Source organism: Streptomyces sp. MBT65, assembly GCF_016612545.1.
Lineage (GTDB): Bacteria > Actinomycetota > Actinomycetes > Streptomycetales > Streptomycetaceae > Streptomyces.
This window is the reverse complement of record NZ_JAENRY010000170.1, coordinates 1-17,390: the sequence shown is the minus strand read 5'-3', so window position 1 is coordinate 17,390 and position 17,390 is coordinate 1. Positions and strand designations below refer to the sequence as shown.

The following is a 17,390-nucleotide window of genomic DNA, read 5'->3' as shown; positions in this document are numbered from 1 at the left end:
GGTGGCGGCAGCGGCGGTGACCGTCGACCTGTTCCTCGGCAGCCCGATCCGGGTGCTGACGTACTTCACGATCCAGAGCAACATCGTGCTGGCCCTGGTCATGATCGCCACGGCCCGCCGGGCCTGGACGGCCCGCCGCCCCCTCTCCCCGCTGGTGACGGGCGCGGCTCTGCTCTACATCACGATCACCGGCCTGGTGTACCACCTGATCCTGGCGCACGCGTCGAGCCCGTTCGCGATGACGGGCGGCCCCCTCGGCGGCTGGCAGGCGGTGACCAACCAGGTGCTGCACACGGTGATCCCGATCGCGGCGGTGATCGACTGGCTGTTCCTGACCGCCCCCGGCCGGCTGCACCTGCGGATGGCGGCGACGTGGCTGCTGTACCCGATGACGTACCTGGCGGTGTCCTTGGCCCGAGGCGAACTGATCCTCCCCGGCACACCGGGCCGCTACCTCTACTCCTTCCTGAACGTCGAACAGCACGGCTACAAGAGCGTCCTGGGCAACGCCCTCCTCCTCGGCCTCGCCTTCTACGCCCTCTCCGTCCTCCTCGTGGCCCTCGACCACGCCCGCCCCAACCCGATCCGCCACCGCGCCAAAACCGGATTTCGTCTCTAGCCAGCGGTGGGCTAAAGTAAACGACGTCGCCGCGATGAGCAGTAACACCGGCAAGATGAGTGGCGACATCGGGGTGTAGCGCAGCTTGGCAGCGCGCTTCGTTCGGGACGAAGAGGTCGTGGGTTCAAATCCCGCCACCCCGACAGCTGTAACGCCAGGTCAGGGGCCTGATCCGCTTAGCGGGTCGGGCCCTTGAGCAGTTTCTGGGGCCATCTTGGGAGCCGTTTGGGAGCCGACTTCATGTCCCGGCTCCCAAACGGCTCCCACTACCCCGTCGCCAAGCCTGCTCGTTCATGCACCAAGGGTGGCGGGCCTCCAGTGATCATGGGGCAGCTCTCACACGCCGGCATCCGGCCATTGCCACACCGCCGCGTCAGCATCCGCATCACGTACGCCCTTCAGCTTCACGTCGGCCATGGTTTCGACCTCGAAGAAGCGCAACGGATCGGTGATGATCCGCAGCATCGGGGTCCCCCCGCCCTCTTCCAGGTTCGAGGCGATGACGAGCGAGTAGTTGTTTCCCTCTACAAGCGCACGCGTGAGTTCCGCGCTGGTGAGTGAGACATCGGCGGGCTCTGCCCCGCCATGAGCCTTGATCTCGTAGAAATGGCCTGTTGAGTCCACGGCGTCCGCCCCCAGTCGTTGAAGACCTCGTTGGTCTTCCAACGTCCGCCCGCTTGCTCCAAGAATTTCGGTGAGCAGCCCCAGGACAATCTTCTCCTTGTCCCGATCCTGGTAACTGAGCAGCCCGGAACGCTCGTTGGGTGCGGCCCCGCCGAGACGCGGATGCGGCAGCGAGGTGGCACGGCGGCTCCTCGAGGACGACGCAGAGCGAGGCTGCGATGAGGAAGCAGTGCGGGTGGCCTGCGGCGTGCGCGCCTGCAGTTCGGCGAGGGAGATCAGCTTGCGAGACTCAGCTGGCGGAAGAGGTGGGGCCCCCAGACCGGCAGGCGCGGGGATCGACGGAGGTGACGGGATTCCTGCAGATGGGTTCATTGGACCGCTCGGCTGGGCCGGAACCGCGCGACCCGAAGGTCGCGACAATTCCCGGTCCCGCAACTGCGTGGCCAAACGCTCGCGGTCCTCATGGTCTTGTTGGCCTGACGGCACGAGCGGAGTGACGGGGGCATCCTGCGGCCAGTCCTCCTCCCAGAGATCGCGCCAGCGGTGGCCGACATGAGCGCGCTCCGCCGAGAAGAGGGAGGCCACGGCCAGACCACCTCCCCGGGTCGTTCTCAGAGCCTCGGGGCTGCTAACGAGGAGCGCCTTCGCTTCCCGATCGACATGCGCGTCGACCGGGACCTCGATCACCTCATGGCCCTCGCCCGGGTTCAGCCGGATTCGCAGTCCCGGCAAGATCCGTACCTCGAGCGCCATCAGCCAGCCCCAGCCCGTGAAAGCCTCGGCGGCAGCAGGCTCATCCCGCACGAGGGTGTCCTGCAGACCGCCCACGGCCCAACGGAAGTCCTCGGTCAGCTGCCGATCGGGACGGGCATGGTCTGGGGCGACTACACAAGCTTCCGATGCCTCCAGCTTGTGCACCTTCAGGACGCCCAACAGGCCAGTGAATTGCTGGAGATCTCCGCCCGGCTGCCAAACGTGCAGATGCTCGCCGAGCGTACGTGCGATGGCGGGGTGGTCTACCGCGTAGATTGGCCGTTGCTTCGTCCAACCGAGGGTGGTGCGCAGCGGCAGCCAGCGCAGCTTGGAACGCAGGCCAGGAGAGACGGGGCCATCAGCCGAAGTGACGGTGTCCGCCAGAGACCTCAGTGCCTCCAGCATCACGCGCTGTTGGTCCGCCTGGAGCTGGGTACCGGACTGGGCGATCTCCTTCAGCACGTCAGCAAGGTCCTCGGGGCTCGGTTCCTTGATCCAGAGTGCGTCCCAGAGCGGGTTCAACTCAGGATCAGGGATGGTGAAGGGCCGGAAGCCGCGGAGGATTGTGGGACCACGGAAGCAGTCGGCCCTTCTCCGCCACCCCTGGTCGGTGAGCACGAAGTCGGTACCACCGAAGGCATCCCTGACCTTCCGCAGTTCGCTGCGCGCCGTGCCCGCAGCCTCGCTCCTCAGCCGCCCTGCCAGAGCCTTGTAAACGAGATAGACGTCGGCTTTGAGACGGTCGTCCACCAGGTCAGGAGCTGCGGAGCGCTTCCGGAGTTCCCGCAGTCGATCGATCAGCTGAGGCACGTCGGGGTCTCCATTCACCCCGAGGGCCGCCAGGACATCGATCCGGTTGGACGTGGCCTCTTGGATCGCGGGGTGCAGATACCCCGGGTCGTCCTGGCCGTAGATCGCCTGCGCGTCACGCGTGCACAAGTACACCTGCCCCGGAGCGCAGAGCTTACCGCTGGTGTCCTCCAGCCAGGCAGTCTCCCTGAGCCGCCAGACCCAAAGGGCTGCCGTCTGGCCACGTACGTTCCATCGGTGATATGCCTCCGCCGCCTGGACGTCCGCGTGTTCGGAGGAAGTGATCATGCCTGGCCTACCAAGCGTGTGCAGCAAGGCCGCCGTACGACGCCTGCGCTCCAGCGGGTTCTGCTCGGCGACAATGTGCTGGACCACGGCGTCCAAGTCCGGACTGGTGCGGTCGTCCAGCGTGTAGTCCGCGCTCATTCGGCGTAGCTCGCGGGTACGCGCAGCTGGGGACAGCCGACAACCGCGCGACAGACCGATGCGGGAGTCCGCCTCGTACTCCTTGGTCTCCCCGCCCGGCTGAAGCTCTTTCAGCCGGGGAGCGTCCGCCACCCCGAGGAGGCGCAGGAAGGCGGTACGGCTCAACCCACACTGCGCCTGGGACAGCAGCGTGCGCGTATAGGAGCGGTGCACCCACTTAATGCGCGGGGTCTTTCCTGCGGCTACGGCAAAACGGTCTCCGTCGGTACTCTCGAGCGCTTGGGGAAGGTAGGCGTGTGCGGGCGGCACTTTGCACGGCATTTCGTTTCCGTCGGCGTCGTACTCGTAGCCGTCAAGGAGTACAGCCCTTCCGATCCCGGGGCCGAGTCGCTCACGCACTTTCTTCGACACTTCGCCCAGGGCCGCCTGGATGGCAACGAGTTGCTCGACTCCGCATCCAGTGACTCCTCCGATTCGCCTGCCAGCGCGTCCCATCTTTTCGATTCGGCGCAATACGGCTGCAGTGTCATCACGCCGTAGGAGACAGTCCTGTTTCCTCAGCCAGTCGAGGACGCGTCGGGACCACTGTGAGTCCTCCGCGTAACCGGCATGGAGATTAACGACGATGCCCAGCGCGTCCAGCGGGCCGGCAATGCTGGGTTCGGAGTCCCGGGGCTCAGCGAACGCGACACCTGGTGCCGTCGGCCTCAGGCGCCGGCCATCGGACGCTATGACACACGGCCGATTGAGCAACAGGTAGTCAAGGCCCTTCTCGATGGCGACCGCTGCGAGACGGATGGTCTGCCCGATGTCGTACTCGGTGTCGTCGAGCGAGATGAGTGCGTCGCGCACCCCCACCTCATCGGCGAGCTCTACGGTGCCTTCGCAGCGCCAGTCCGTCAGGACTGCGCGCCACTGATGTGCACCGTCACGGGCGCGTCGCGGAAATGCACTCGGTAGTCCGGCCAGCCGGGCGATGTCCTCGTCATCCAGCACCCCCGACAACTGCGGCTCCTCAACTGCGAGCGCCGAGACTGGTTTTGTGGTCCCGTCCGGGCAGGGCATGGAGATCTGGGAAGCCAACCATGTGCGGGAACGGTCGATCAGAGCCGCGCGGATACTGTCCTGAAGCCGGGAAGGCGACAAGGGGTCGGAGGGCGAAGGCAGCGGGACGAGGTGCCAAGCCGCAGGCTCAACGTCGGTGAGTACGTCAAGGGCCGCAGCAGCCCAGAGGTCTGCTACGAGCGGGACGAGGTCTTCATTCCATCGGCTGGCGGCGAACCCTTCGCGGCTGACGACGGGGTCGAACTGAGCATGCACGCGAGCCGCGGTTCTCAACTCGACTACCGGTAGCCCAGCGTGCACGCTCCCCAGTTCCGGTCCGTGCACCGGTAGCGCTACGGCGACCGGCATGGAGGCTCCCACCGCCTTGTGTCGGCGGGTACTCGTGTCGCGCGGCGCAACGTGGGCATCGTAGACCCGCCACAGTGCCCCACTGGTCGTCCGGGCCTCACGCACCCGGACATCCGCTTCTTCGCCGTCGATACGAAGCCTGCGCCGGTCTATGTCCGTCCAGATCAGCCTGAGCAACACGGTCGACGCCTCGCCATCAACTCCCGGCTCACCCTGGTAGTCGCTGAGGGCTTCGACCCGCCTCACGTGCCGGAGGAAGAGCAAGGAGCTGTCGTTCCACGTCTCGAACCACTCGAAGAGCTCCGAGGCAGAGAGTGCGTCAGGGGCCAGAGGGATCCGGAAGACCGTCCACTCGGGCCCCGCGATCTGCTCCGGCACCACCAGCGGCTCGACCGCCCGAAGCGAAAGGTCGGCGAACCGCACGTGAAAGGGGTGACAGTGCACCTCCCAGGTGGTCGCGAGGGCACGCAAGGTCGCTAGGCCGATGCCGAATCGCCCTGTGGATTCCGCGTCGGAGGTCTTCCCACTGAGCCACGGCAGACCGAGCAGGAGGACGTCGGCCAGTCGTACGCCTTTGCCATCGTGGGCGATCAACAACTCCTTGGGGCGCCAGACGAACCGGACTTGGGAAGCCCCCACGTCATCGGCGTTCTGCACCATCTCGGACAGGACTTGCAGACGGTCCGATGACAGGGTTTCGGCGCCCCTCTGCCCTCCCTCGGCCATCAGCCGGAAGACGCCGGGCCCATTCTGAAGTCCGTCTTCAAAAAGCCCCACCGCGCGAGCAGCTTGTTCCGCGGTCTCGACTTCGATTCCCGGATCCGTACGCGGATCCGACAGCAGTGCTTCCACTGCCGCGATGAGCTCCCCATCCTCGTTCACCCGGATCTCCTCCCATGGGCTGTTTGAGAGCGCCCCCGCGCCCTGGCAAAGCCTCAGGGCAGATGACGCTCAGCCTGGCCATCACCGACGAAATCGCGCCAAAGGCTGTTGACACAGAAGCCCTGAGGCAACCCCTCAGCCACAGGCAGATCGCGCGCTGTAGTCCACACAGCACACGGCCTTCAGCTCACGCCATAGCGGGTGAACGACTGGAATCACCTGATCCTGGAGTCCGATTGTCAGACCGGCATGCTAGAGGCACCGGTCGCTGACGTATCCGTACCCCTTGAACTCGTGAGTCCCAGGATGAATACCCCTGTACAGCTTGTGCCAAGGAGACCGCAGACGGTACGACCATCGACATGCACCGATGGTCTCCGATAAACGACCGGCAGCTCGCACTCCTCATCCGCATCGAGGACGGAACCGACCCCGTCACGTCGGACAGCCCCGAGCTCGCGCTCACCGCCCGCGCGCTCAAGGAGCGGCGCCTGATCACCATGCCCAAGCAGAGTGGGAAGTGGCAGGCGGAGATCACTGACGCGGGACGCTTCTACCTGGAGCACGGACATCACCCGGACCGGCCGGAACCGGCTCCGCGTGGGCGGCGTCCGAGAGTTTCTGAGCCAGAGGTGCGACCAGCCCCTCCAATGCAGGAGCAAGCCACGACATCGCCCAAGACGAAGCAGGCGCCGCAGCGCGCAGGAACGCCCCCGCGGTCAACGCCGGCGGAAATCGGCGCCGCTTTGACCGCGGAAGTGCAGCAGGCTGGACGGTTCCTCCGGATCCCGAACCCCAGCGACGGGGAACGGGCCCGCTACCGCAGGGCATTCGACGCAGCCCGGCAGTGCGCCCCCGAGGGATACAGCCTGAAGTACAGCGGGCGAGCGAAGGGGGACTTCTTCCTCGGGCTGCTCAGGGTGACCGGCGAGGACGAGACCGAGTGGAACCGGATCCGGCTGGCGCGCACCCGTGTGATCACCGACGTCGAGGACGTGATCGTCGCGGTCACCGCGGACCACAGCGCCTTCGAGATCTCGGAGGAGGTCCTCCCCCGGGTGCTCTCCCTGCTCCGGATCCTGGCTGAACAAGCTCTCGCCCGCCACGGCGAGATCGCGGTGTCCAAGAAGCGCAGGCAGCCGAGGCCGCTGCTCACCGTTCACGGCAGGACGTACGAGGTCGGCTTCCGTGAGCGGCAGAAGCCGGTCCGGTACGTCCCCAAGCAGCCGGGCCGCCGTACGTACGACTGGCAACGTGTCACGCCGGCCCAGAAGTTCGAGCCGTCCGGCGAACTGGAACTGCTGGTCGACCAGCAGTCGGGCCACAGCTACGGCTGGAAGAAGGAATGGGCCGACACCGCCAAGAAGCCGTTGGAGGAGCAGATCGGTTCGGTCTTCCGGGCGCTGAAGGCGCGCGCGGAGGAGCAGGAGCGGGCTCGGCTGGAACGTGAGGCCGAGCAGCAGCGCCTGCGAGAGGAGCGGGAGCAGCAGGAGGCTGAGCGCAGGCGCTTGGAGGCGGAGCAGGAGGAACGCGAGCGGCGGGAGTGGGAGGCCGCCGTCGGCGGGGCTTCGGTCAAGGCGGTTCACGCGGTACGAACCGAGCGCTTCGGTACGGCCCTTGAGCAGTGGCAGGCTGCACGAGAGATCCGGACGTTCTGCGCCGCTCTGGAGGAAGCCGCTGCCGCGTCGGAAGACGCCCTCGAAGCCGAGAGACTGCGAGAGTGGTCGGCTTGGGGGAAGGCCGAGGCCGACCGGCTCGACCCCACCCTTGGCGGCAAGGGCCTGGCTGCTCTCAACTTCCACGCGGAGCCCACGGGAGATCAACTACGGCCGTTCCTCAACGGCTGGCACCCGCACCGGCCGGACAAGGAGACGAAGCCCGCTACACAGTCGGCGCCGCCCAAGGCGGAGCCAGATCCGTGGCGCGGTCTCATCGACGCACATCAGGATCAAGGCTGGAGATATGGACGCCAAGGTCGCACTCAATGGTGGAGGCGATGACGCCGTGGCCGCGATCGCGTAGAGCCTTGACCGCCTTCTCGACCAGCTCTCCGAGCCGGATGACCTCGGCGCGCAGGGCAACCAACTCTTCGTAGCGGTCGGCCTTGTCCTGGCCGCACCACGAACGGACGGTTCGCAGAACGGCCGCCTCCGCGTCCAACTTGCGCTCGTCCCGCCGACTGTAGGAGTACCAGGAGGGCTGGGCACGCTCCTGCTCGATGTCCCGCTGCTTGCGGTCCACCTCCGGAAAGATCTCGTCGGCGAGACGGCCGGCCACGTGGCGGGCGATGCGCTCGGTGACCGGCCACCCGGCCAGGCACATGCCGTAGCGGTTCTCGAACACCATGGTGTCGCCGCGGAGTTCAGAGGCATCCATGCCGATGAGCGATGCCGTCTCGTCGAGGCGGCTGAGCTCCAGAACGCCGGCGTCCGCCACCGTTCGGCGCAGGCGCAGCCTGTTCTTCGGGCGGACGAAACCGAGGACCATACGCGCGGCCTCGAACTCCGTGCTGCCCCGGACGTGGCGGGATACCTCGACCAGTGCCAACTCCGCCGCGTCGTCCGCGCGGAACGTATCGGCATCCGCCCACGGTGCTACGAGAGAACCGGAACTGACCCACTCCTGCAAGCCGGCGGCATCGCCTTCGAGAAACCGCACGTGGATCCAGCCAGACCTGCCAAGGCCGCCCACTCGAACGACCTCCACCTGGCGGACCGCGCTACCCAGATCCTTCGGCCTCGCGCGGTAGGCCCAGTGCTCGCCAATCTCCATATGCCTATTGAGCCAGGTCTGTTGACCCCGTCGCCGGGCATTTGCTCTAACTGCCGGAGCGAGCAGACCACCCTGGGTTGACGCTGTTTCAGCGAGGCAACGGTGCTCTACAGGCACGCGTGACTCCTGCGTGAGCGCAGGAGTTCGGCAAGTACGCGCACTGGTGGAGTCGGGCTCATCGCGAGGCAGACGTCGAGGACCGTGTCCCACTGCTCAGCCTTTGGCGTCAATGCTGATCTCGTCCATCAGGACGCGATCTTGGCCAAGCCCGGACCGGGAAGGGACCTCGGCGGCTGGCTGACCTTGGTCTTAGCGATGGCCCACGAAGTCGAACTGGCTGGTCATGCCGGTTGCGTGGCTTGTCTCCGGGCCTGTATGGCGCGCGAGGGACGAGAGCGTGGGTTGCACGGTCGAGGGCCGTAGTAGCGCGGTAGGGCTGATTCAAGCGGTCGCGGAAATCCGAGTTCGTAGCGGCATCGCGCGACGGATTCAAAAGCCGGTACCCGAAAAGTCGCAGGTCAGGCGGCGTAAATAGGGACGGCGAGCGGCAGATCCTTAGAGGGCACCACCGAGGCTGTCGGCAAATTCGCGGGAACTCGAATCGGCTCCCCGCACGGTGCACCTTCCTCTGTGTCCGGGGGCGCCACCGGACACAGCCAGCGGACTTGCGCGGCTAACTCCCCGCCGGTCCAAGGTCCCTTCACCCATTCACCGCGTGCTGTCGCACGCACAAGAAACGAAGGTTTTCCATGTCCACCACAGACGGCCACTCGGATGACCAGCAGCCGCACGGAACACCGCCGACCGAGCCGCACATGCCGGACGAGACCCCCGCGGAACACCCGCGCGCACGGAGCGCCCTCGCCTGGGCCACGGTCGGGCTGTCCGCGGCCTTCTGCACCACCGGTGTGGTCCTCTCTCTGACCGGCCACGAGGGAGCAGGCATCGCCCTCATCGCCGCCGGATCCTTGGAACGAGGCGTCAGCACCCGGAAGTAGGGCAGGGGCGCGGCGCGGACCTCCGCTGCCGGACTCACCCCGTCCGGCAGCGGGGCCCAACCGCGTCTAGGCAACGCCATGGAGAGTGAGCCTGCGCGATTGCAGAAGCTCGTTGAGCACGCGCACCGGCGACGCCGGGCACAGGGCCAGCCGGGCGTCCAGCGCCGTCTCCCATTGCTCGGTCAGTCCGAGCACGAGGCGCTTGCGCATGCCAACGGTGACATGGGCGTAGCGCGCCGACACCGAGCCGTCGATGTGGCCCATACGCTCGTCCATGAGGACCTTCTCCGTGCCGAGGTCTTCCATCATGGTCCGGTGGGTGTGGCGTAGGCCGTGGGGTGTGAGGCCCTTGGCGATCGGGAGCCAGCAGGCATCGGCCCGGTCGCTGGCACCACGTCCTCTCGCCGGAACGCCGGGCCATGGCTCGCCGAGGATCGGCACAGGGCGGGGCTCCTGCGGTGCCTTCTTCGGGTACCAGCCCGAGACCGCAGGAGTGAACAGCCAGGTCCCGAAGCCGTTTCGACGCCAGTGGGCAGCGTGCACCGACACCACGCCGCCCCGCACGAACCCCAAGTCCGAGATGGCCTGTTCCACCATCGCCCGCTTGGCTTCGGTGACGCGGTCGGGGTGGTTGAGGACGTTGGACACCGTGCCCGTGGAGACTTCGGCACGGCGTGCGACATCGACGAGTTTCGCGCCCTGGTGTCCGCCGGTGCGGGCCGCGCCCTGGCCGCGGAAGACGTAGGTCTTGCCGTGACACGGGCAGGGTTTCGGCTTGGTGCGGGCGACGTGGTTGGCGACCAGGCCCGACAGCCAGTCCGGTGCATCGATCTTGCGGTAGCTGTCGTCCTTGGGCGGACAGCGCACGAGCTCGCCGGTGTCGAGTTCGTACAGTTGCCACTCGACGCGGACGGAGCCGGGGCGGGCGAACTCCGTCTCCAGGCCCACGATTTCGCCCCAGCGCATGCCGGTGTACCCCTTGAGGACGACGGCGACGAACTCGTCGTCGCGGCCGGAGAGCAGGGCGGCCCGTTCGGCGGTCAGCAGGATGCCGAGCGGATCGGTGACGACCTTCTCCGGGCCGCGGTCCCGGGAGCGGCCGGCGCGCTTGCCGCGTCCTCGTCGTCGGGCGGCCGGGTTGGACGTGATCAGGCCCTCGTCGATCGCGTCCTCGAAGATCAGGTGGAGCGTCGAGCGCCAGGTCTTGACGCTGGATGCCGCGTAGGCGGCCTTCTCCTTCTTCTCCCACAGGTCGACGTCCGTGCGCAGGATGCCGGCGAGCGCCTTGTCCTCGAAGTCGGGGAGCAGGTGCTCCTCGATGTGGCGCTTGTAGTTCTGCATGGTCGAGGCGGCCAGGTCCTGGGCCTCGTACCAGCGGTTCGCGTACTCACCGAAGGTCTCCTGGCCGAGTGCCGGGTCGCGCCAGTCGCCGCGCCGGTACTTGTTCTCGGCCTCGCTCGCCGCGCGCTGGGCCTCGCCCTTGGTGGCGAACCGGATCGCCTTGCCGGTGTCGTCGACGACCGTGAGGTGCTTGCCGGGCGCCGTCTTGTACCGGCCGCGCCAGTAGTTTCCGCGCTTCTCCGCGAAACCCAACTTCCTTCTTCCTCCATGCTCTTGGCTCGTAGCTGGGTGCGGGCGCGTTACACGACGGTCTCGTACTGGGTACGGCGCGGCGGCCGGGCCCGCAGACGTCCCGTCGTCGCGGGCGTAGTCGGCCGAGGGGACTGGGCGGCACGAGTTCGTGCAGCGGGAGGACTTGTCGCTGCCGGACTGGCCGACGCGCTGCTGACAAATCGCTTCGGGCGCTCTTCGTGGAGGCGGACGATCTCGGCGAGGTGCGCGGCGGTGAAGCGGTAGGCACGGCCGACGCGGGTGTGCGGGATGAGTCCGCGTCGGGCCCGGTCTTTGACCCACCAGGCGGAACAGCCGAGGGCTTCGGCGATTTCTTCGGGGCGGTAGAGACGCGGCAAGGGGGCTCCACCCTCAGCGCCGGTAAGGCGTCGCGCGAGGGCAGGGGGTATGTCTGAGCGGTGCAAGAAGGGCGGGTCCTTACTGGGTGGGGGCATGCTCGGTCAGCGGCGCTGGGCGGGCCTCGTTACGTGGCGGTCGGCCTCTGCAGCAGCACGAGAGGCGAGACGAGGAGGGCTTCGGCGATCGCGACGAGGTCGTCGGCATCACATCGGCGTTGAGCGCGTTCGATGCGGGACAGCATGGTGTTGGACATCTGGTGACCGAGGGCGGTCACGCGGTCGGCCAACTGGCGTTGTGACAGGCCGCGTTCGGTTCGGAGGATTTCGATGGTGCGGGCCGCCTGCATTCCTGCGGGTCCGACTTCCAGTGAGCGGGGGGGCATGGCTCCAATTGAAAGGCGCATTCGCCGGTTTGGGTAACCGGCGATCGTGGTCTATGTTGCGCTCGCGTCGTTCGCCTAGATGCGGTTCCCGGGGGGCGGGAAGGGACGCGGAACAGCGTGTCGATCATGGCTCTAACGTGGGGTGTTGTGTTGTAGCTTCCCCGCCTGCGGCTCGTCAACGGCTTGCCGATGTGATGCTTCTGGCTCTGCAGTCCGGGCAACTATTTGGTCAACGGCCGATCGTGTCTTACGGTTTTGCTCCCGCCTGCCACCCAGCCCCATTTCTCGCAGCCTTTCTGCCGTGAGAGATTGCGCCGGATAGGGCTGGACTTGCGCGACTGGGGTGTGGCTATGTTGACGACACCCCCGGAAACGCAATCGCTTCCCGGCGCGCGTCCGCGCCAACACCACCTCGAATCCCGCCCCGACCGACGGTGAGCCGTGATGTCCACGCACAGGCCACCGAGTGAGGACCGCCCCGCACTTGGCACGAATCCGCACCATCAAGCCCGAAGCCTTCGTCTCCGAGTCCCTGGCCGCGGTCTCCCTGACTGCCGAGCGCACCTTCCTCGGCCTACTCACACAGGCCGACGACCAGGGCCGCCACCGCGACCACGCCGCGATCATCGCCGGGCAGTTGTGGGTGCTGCGCCCCGAGCACACCCCGTCCGATGTCGAGACGGACCTCGCCCAGCTCGCCGACGCCGGACTGATCTGCCGCTACAAGGGGCCGGATCACAAGCGGTACCTGCACGTAGTGACCTGGCACCAGCATCAGAAGATCAACCGGCCCAGCAAGAGCCGCCTCCCGGGCTGCCCGGTTCATGACGCTTCGGTCGGTGCCGTGCCTGACGCGGGAGCCCGTGTCACGGAGTCTTCCCTGCCGCCTCACGCAGTCCTCCCTGAGGGCTCCGGCGAGGTCCGTGAGTCCGCACTGAATCCGGAGAGCGATAGCGAAGCAGCAGGTCAGGAGCGCTTCAAGGAGTCCTCAGTGAGGGATCAGGGAGTGCTCGGTGAGGCAACAATGACGTCTCACCGTCCGGATCTAGGACCTAGGACCATGGATCTAGGAGATATCCCTTCGGGGGGCACAAGCACCCACGCGCCCGACACCGTCTCAGCCAAGCAGCTCCTTGCCGAGTACATCGCCGCGTGCAACCACCGCCCGCCGGAAGACTTCCTGAACCGTCTCGGCAAACAGGTGCGCAAGCTGCTCGACGAGGGCATCACCCCCACCCACCTCCGGGCCGCCCTCGAACGCCATCGAGTCAAGGGCCTGTCCCCGGGCGTCCTGCCCAGCCTCGTCCACGAGGTCATGAACGCCGCCTCCCCCACCAAGCCCGCCACCCACCGGACTTGGACGAACCCCACCGACGTCGTCGCCGCCTACGGAGATGAGCTCTGACCGCCACCCTCACCCGCGCACCCCAGCCCGTCGGCGCGATCACCGACCGGCTCAACACGATCCTCGCCAACCGCGGCATCGACCCCACCACCGCTGCCGCACACGAGCCGGCGCCCGAGACGGTCACCGCCCTGGAACTCGCCGATGCCCGTATCCCCGCCCGCTACCGCCGCGCTCTGGCCGACCACCCCCAGATCACCGCCTGGGCCGACCAGATCGCCCGCGCCGGACGCCCCGGCCCAACCGGACCCGGCATCGCCGAGGGCCCGTCGCTGCTGATCGCCGGCCCCACCGGCACCGGCAAGACCCACCAGGCATACGGCGCCGTCCGCGCCCTCCTCACCCGAGGCGTCCGCCTGCGCTGGGAGGCCACCACCTCCGCCGACCTCCACGCGCGGCTCCGTCCCCGCGCCGGCCACGACGGCGAACAGGAACTGCAGACACTGGCCCGCTGCCCCCTGCTGCTCCTGGACGACCTCGGCGCGGCCAAGACCAGCGAGTGGACCGAGGAGCTCACCTATCGGCTCATCAACCACCGGTACGAGCACATGCTCCCCACCCTCATCACCACCAACCTCCCCACCGCCGAGCTCCGCACCGCTCTCGGCGACCGCGTCGCCTCCCGCCTCGCCGAGATGACCGAGCGGGTCATCCTCACCGGCCCCGACCGCCGCCGCACCGCGCCCACCGCCTGAACGGCGCACGCTCCCTCCTCACCAACCCGCCCGTCCGCGCTCCCGCATGCCCTCGAACGCGCGGGCCCCTTGGAGATCCTCTGCATGACACCTGGCACCACCACACTCATCAACGCCAACGACCTCGGCATGCCCGCCTTGCCGCACTGGATCCCTGCGCCTGCGGCCATTGCGGCCCTGCTCGTCGTCGCACTGTCCGCCGCATGGTCCCTGCAGGGGTACCTACGGAAGCCGAGCGCTGGGCAGCGCCGTAGCACCGCCGCGATCCCGGTCGCCGCCGTTGCCGCGATCGGCTGCACCGCCTACAGCGCGGACACCAGCTGGCGCTTCGCCGCCGATTACCTCGACATGGGCAGCGCCGCCGAGCGCGCCGCGATGTTCGCCGCCGCCGAACTCGCCCTGTTCGCCACCGCACTGATGGCCCGGCAGAACCTCCACGGCCCGAAACAGGCGCCCGGGGCGCCCGGCACTCTCACCTGGGTGATCACCGGCGTGCAGATCGTGCCCGCCTACGCCGAGTCCGGGCTGGTCGGCGGGACCGTGCGAGCCTTCGTCGGCCCGGTCCTGGCAGCCCTGCTGTGGCACTTGGCCATGGGCATCGAGCTACGCCACCGCAGCCCGCACGCCGACTCCCGCAGCCTGACCGCCGTCCTCACCCGACAAGCACGCGAACGGCTACTGGCCCGTCTGGGGATCGCCAACCGGGACGCGGATGCCGCCCGGATCATCCGCGAGCGCGCCCTCGACCAGGCCGTCACCCTGATCTTCCGGGCAGAGGCCATGACGCCGGAAAAGCACGCCAAGCGGCGAGGCCGACTCCTCACCCGCCGCCTCCACCAGGCCCTGGAGCGGGCCGACGTGGACCGCGACGAGCACCAGGATGATCTGCTGCTGCGCAAGCTCGCCACCCGCCGACAAGCCCTCGTCCTGGCCTCCATCCCGCTGCCCGCCCGCTGGCCCCGCTCCTCCCCGGGGTCTCGGGGCGGATCCACGATCGCCCGCCAGCGGGCCGCAGCAATGACGCGGGCAGAGATTCCCGGCAGCTCGCTTTCAAAGGGCACGGGCGATCACTCCGCCGATCGGGCCGCTCGCACTCAGCCCGAAAACCGCCCGCACCAGCCCGTTCGCCCGGCGGTCAGCCTGGAGTCGAAGCCGGGCGAGGAGCCGCCGGACGTCGGTCCGGGCAAGGCCGCACGGGCGAAGTCGAATCGCCCGGGTCACAAGCCACGGGCGACACCCGAGCTCCTCACCGAGTACGCCCAGCGCCTCCACCGCGAGACCGGACGTCTCTCCCGTGACCTGTTGGAGGACACCGTACGCAAGGACGGCTACAGCGTCGCCAGCGACACCGCCGGAAAAGTCGTACGCAGCGTCAAAGCCGACCTGCGAACCGAACACGTCGACCACCCGTGATGAAACCGCCCCTGCTCCCAAGCCCCAAGGAATATCGCTCGATGCACGACTTGCACCACGCACTCCCCAGCCACCGGCAGGAGATGATCACTGGCCTGAACAGCGCAGCAAGTTGTCGGATAAGGAGTCCTTATCCGGCCTCCGCCCCGCAGGGGGCGGAGGCGTCCGGCGCCGAGGCGGCACCGGAGTCGGCCGGCCCAGGGGGGCCAACCGGGACAGGGAGAGCCGAGCCGTCGTCGAGCGTGCCGCAGCAGCAGTCTGCGCCGCGTCGCCGTCTGCGTGACAAACAGCTGCGCGAGCGCCGCGTCCACCCTCGCTACAACGACGACGAGTTCGCCCTAATCGTGAATGCCGCTGCCCTGAGCGGCATGGCCCTGGGCGGCTACGTGGCCGAGTGCTCGCTCGCCGCCGCCCGCACCGACGACCCCACCGCAGCGGTCGCCGACTACCGCGCCATGGTCAAGGCGCTGATGGCCGCCAACGGACGGCTCGGCATGATCGGCAACAACCTCAACCAGCTCACATGGCACCTCAACAAGGACGGTGCCTGGCCCCACCCCGACGTCGTCCAACGGCTCCTGGCGCGCGTCGAGGCATCCATCGCCGAGCTGGACACCGCCATCGCCCAGGTCACTGAAGGGCGGTGAGCGGGTGATACCCAAGATCATCCTCAGCGCCGGCCCGCATGCCACGCGCCGCACGATCGGCTACCTCTTCGGCAAGGGCCGGGCCAACGAACACATCGACCCCCACCTGGTGGCCTCCTGGAACGGCTTCGCCCCCGACCCCGGCCGCAGCCCCCACCGCGATCCGAAGGACGCGATGGCCCAGCTCGTCGCACAACTCGACCAGCCCGTGAAGATGCTGGGGGACAAGGCACCCAAGGACACCGTGTGGCACTGCCCCGTCCGTGCCGCCCCCGAGGACCCGATCCTCACCGACGCCCAGTGGGCCGACATCGCCCGCCGCATCGTGGCCGCCGCCGGCATCGCCCCCGACGGGGACGAGCACGCCTGCCGCTGGGTGGCCGTCCGCCACGCCGACGACCACATCCACATCGCCGCCACCCTCGTACGCCAGGACGGCCGCCGACCCGAGCGCGGCTACGATCAGCGCGCCGTCCAGCGCGAGGCCCGCAAGATCGAAATCGACTACGGGCTCCGGCAGTTGAAGCAGGGCGATGGCACCGGTGCCAAGCGCCCCACCAGCAAGGAACGCTTCAAAGCCAGGCGTCTGGGCCAGGACGCCGCCACCCGCGACGTGCTGCGTCTGCGGGTTCGCCGCGCGGTCGCCGCCGCGGCCGACGAGGCCGAGTTCTTCGCTCTGCTGGAGGCGACGGACGTGATCGTGCGCCTCAAGCTCGGCCCCTCCGGCGACGCGCTGGGCTGCAACTTCGCCCTGCCCGCAGACACCAACGACAAGGGCGAGCCGGTGTTCTACGCGGGCTCCACCCTCTCCCCCGACCTGTCTCTGCCCAAGATCCGCAAGAGCCTCGCCACCACCGGCTCCGAACCGGCCACCGCCCGGCCGGGCAACCCGTGGCACCAGGCCACCGCCGCCGCCGAACGCATCCCCCACCACCTCGCCCACGACGACGACCACGCCGCCCAGGGCCAACTCGTCGCGCTCGGTGCGACGCTGGACCTGCTGCCGGCCACCACTCCGGCCGCGCTGAGGGCTGAACTCGAACGCGCCGCAGCCACCTTCGAGCGAGCCACCCGCTCCCGCGTCACCGCCGACCTCGCCAGCACCCGCGCCCTGCACCGCAGCGTCCAGGCGATCTGGCGCGACCGCCCACAGGACCGTGACGGCACGGGGCTGGCGATGCTCCTCGACGCCGCCCTCACCGCCGTGGCGTTCGCCCTGCACTGGCACCGCACCCACCAGCACGCCCAGCAGGAAGCAGCCGCCGAACAGACACTCGTCCACCTGCAGATCGCGTACGGGCAGGCCGCCGAGCCGATCCTGGCGGGCCTCGCCCAACGCACCCCCAGCGACCAGACCAAGCGCCGCTTCGCCCATCACCTCCAGGAGGCGGTCCCGGAGCACGCCGAACGCATCCTCAACGACGCCTCCTGGGACGCACTCGCCACCATGCTCGCCGAGGCGGAAGCCGCCGGGCACAACGCGGCCACCGTCCTGGACCAGGCCCTCGGACAGCGCACGCTCGACGACGCCCACAGCCCGGCCCGCGCGCTGACCTGGCGCATACGGCGCCTCGGCGAGC

Annotated in this window: 13 protein-coding genes and 1 tRNA gene; 9 read left to right on the top strand and 5 right to left on the bottom strand. The window is 68.3% G+C overall.

Features of this window, described 5'->3' with window-relative positions; translation table 11 throughout:
* Both JHN63_RS32170 and JHN63_RS32165 read left to right on the top strand, forming a co-directional pair.
* The coding region (locus JHN63_RS32170; protein ID WP_200687262.1) for a Pr6Pr family membrane protein at positions 1-619 on the top strand (619 nt) is incomplete at its 5' end.
* A 69-nt stretch (positions 620-688) separates the two neighbouring features.
* Positions 689-762: transfer RNA gene (locus JHN63_RS32165), tRNA-Pro, on the top strand.
* Between the two features lie 193 nt (positions 763-955).
* On the opposite strand, the gene JHN63_RS32160 is transcribed toward JHN63_RS32165, so the two are convergent.
* Positions 956-5,527, bottom strand: a complete 4,572-nt coding sequence (locus JHN63_RS32160; RefSeq protein ID WP_200687260.1) for an ATP-binding protein — start codon at positions 5,525-5,527, stop codon at positions 956-958.
* A gap of 758 nt (positions 5,528-6,285) precedes the next feature.
* Here JHN63_RS32160 and JHN63_RS54030 point away from each other — a divergent pair.
* On the top strand, positions 6,286-7,527 hold the full coding sequence (locus JHN63_RS54030; RefSeq protein WP_307782030.1) for a hypothetical protein: 1,242 nt from the start codon (positions 6,286-6,288) through the stop codon (positions 7,525-7,527).
* Here the strand turns inward: JHN63_RS54030 and JHN63_RS32150 are convergent.
* Entirely contained in the window at positions 7,457-8,299 is an 843-nt protein-coding gene (locus JHN63_RS32150; protein ID WP_200687256.1) for a PE-PGRS family protein, read from the bottom strand. The two genes, JHN63_RS54030 and JHN63_RS32150, sit on opposite strands and share 71 nt — an antisense overlap.
* A 749-nt stretch (positions 8,300-9,048) precedes the next feature.
* Here JHN63_RS32150 and JHN63_RS32145 point away from each other — a divergent pair.
* Positions 9,049-9,297, top strand: a complete 249-nt coding sequence (locus tag JHN63_RS32145; RefSeq protein ID WP_200687254.1) for a hypothetical protein — start codon at positions 9,049-9,051, stop codon at positions 9,295-9,297.
* Positions 9,298-9,363: 66 nt separating this feature from the next.
* Here JHN63_RS32145 and JHN63_RS32140 read toward each other — a convergent pair whose 3' ends face one another.
* From JHN63_RS32140 to JHN63_RS32130, 3 genes are read right to left on the bottom strand one after another with little or no spacing between them, the layout of a single operon-like run.
* Entirely contained in the window at positions 9,364-10,890 is a 1,527-nt protein-coding gene (locus tag JHN63_RS32140) for a LacI family DNA-binding transcriptional regulator (protein WP_200687252.1), read from the bottom strand.
* Positions 10,891-10,937: 47 nt separating this feature from the next.
* On the bottom strand, positions 10,938-11,333 hold the full coding sequence (locus tag JHN63_RS32135) for a helix-turn-helix domain-containing protein (RefSeq protein WP_374222964.1): 396 nt from the start codon (positions 11,331-11,333) through the stop codon (positions 10,938-10,940).
* A gap of 59 nt (positions 11,334-11,392) precedes the next feature.
* Entirely contained in the window at positions 11,393-11,650 is a 258-nt protein-coding gene (locus JHN63_RS32130) for a helix-turn-helix domain-containing protein (RefSeq protein WP_200687248.1), read from the bottom strand.
* A 484-nt stretch (positions 11,651-12,134) separates the two neighbouring features.
* On the opposite strand from JHN63_RS32130, the gene JHN63_RS32125 reads away from it, so the two are divergent.
* The 5 genes from JHN63_RS32125 to JHN63_RS32105 all read left to right on the top strand — a co-directional run.
* Positions 12,135-13,055, top strand: a complete 921-nt coding sequence (locus JHN63_RS32125; protein WP_200687246.1) for a hypothetical protein — start codon at positions 12,135-12,137, stop codon at positions 13,053-13,055.
* Positions 13,052-13,750, top strand: a complete 699-nt coding sequence (locus JHN63_RS32120; RefSeq protein WP_200687266.1) for an ATP-binding protein — start codon at positions 13,052-13,054, stop codon at positions 13,748-13,750. The genes JHN63_RS32125 and JHN63_RS32120 overlap by 4 nt, the downstream gene beginning before the upstream one ends.
* 84 nt (positions 13,751-13,834) lie before the next feature.
* Positions 13,835-15,163: a hypothetical protein gene (locus JHN63_RS32115; protein WP_200687244.1), complete on the top strand. Its 1,329-nt coding sequence runs from the start codon at positions 13,835-13,837 to the stop codon at positions 15,161-15,163.
* Positions 15,164-15,405: 242 nt separating this feature from the next.
* Positions 15,406-15,810, top strand: coding sequence for a plasmid mobilization relaxosome protein MobC (gene mobC, locus JHN63_RS32110; RefSeq protein WP_307782029.1), 405 nt, complete (start codon positions 15,406-15,408; stop codon positions 15,808-15,810).
* Positions 15,811-15,814: 4 nt separating this feature from the next.
* The coding region (locus JHN63_RS32105; protein WP_200687242.1) for a mobilization protein at positions 15,815-17,390 on the top strand (1,576 nt) is incomplete at its 3' end.

Coding starts and splice junctions, on each gene's coding strand:
- JHN63_RS32150 (WP_200687256.1), bottom strand. CDS start 8,299: ATGGAGATTGGCGAGCACTGGGCCTACCGCGCGAGGCCGAAGGATCTG.
- JHN63_RS32145 (WP_200687254.1), top strand. CDS start 9,049: ATGTCCACCACAGACGGCCACTCGGATGACCAGCAGCCGCACGGAACA.
- JHN63_RS32130 (WP_200687248.1), bottom strand. CDS start 11,650: ATGCCCCCCCGCTCACTGGAAGTCGGACCCGCAGGAATGCAGGCGGCC.
- JHN63_RS32115 (WP_200687244.1), top strand. CDS start 13,835: ATGACACCTGGCACCACCACACTCATCAACGCCAACGACCTCGGCATG.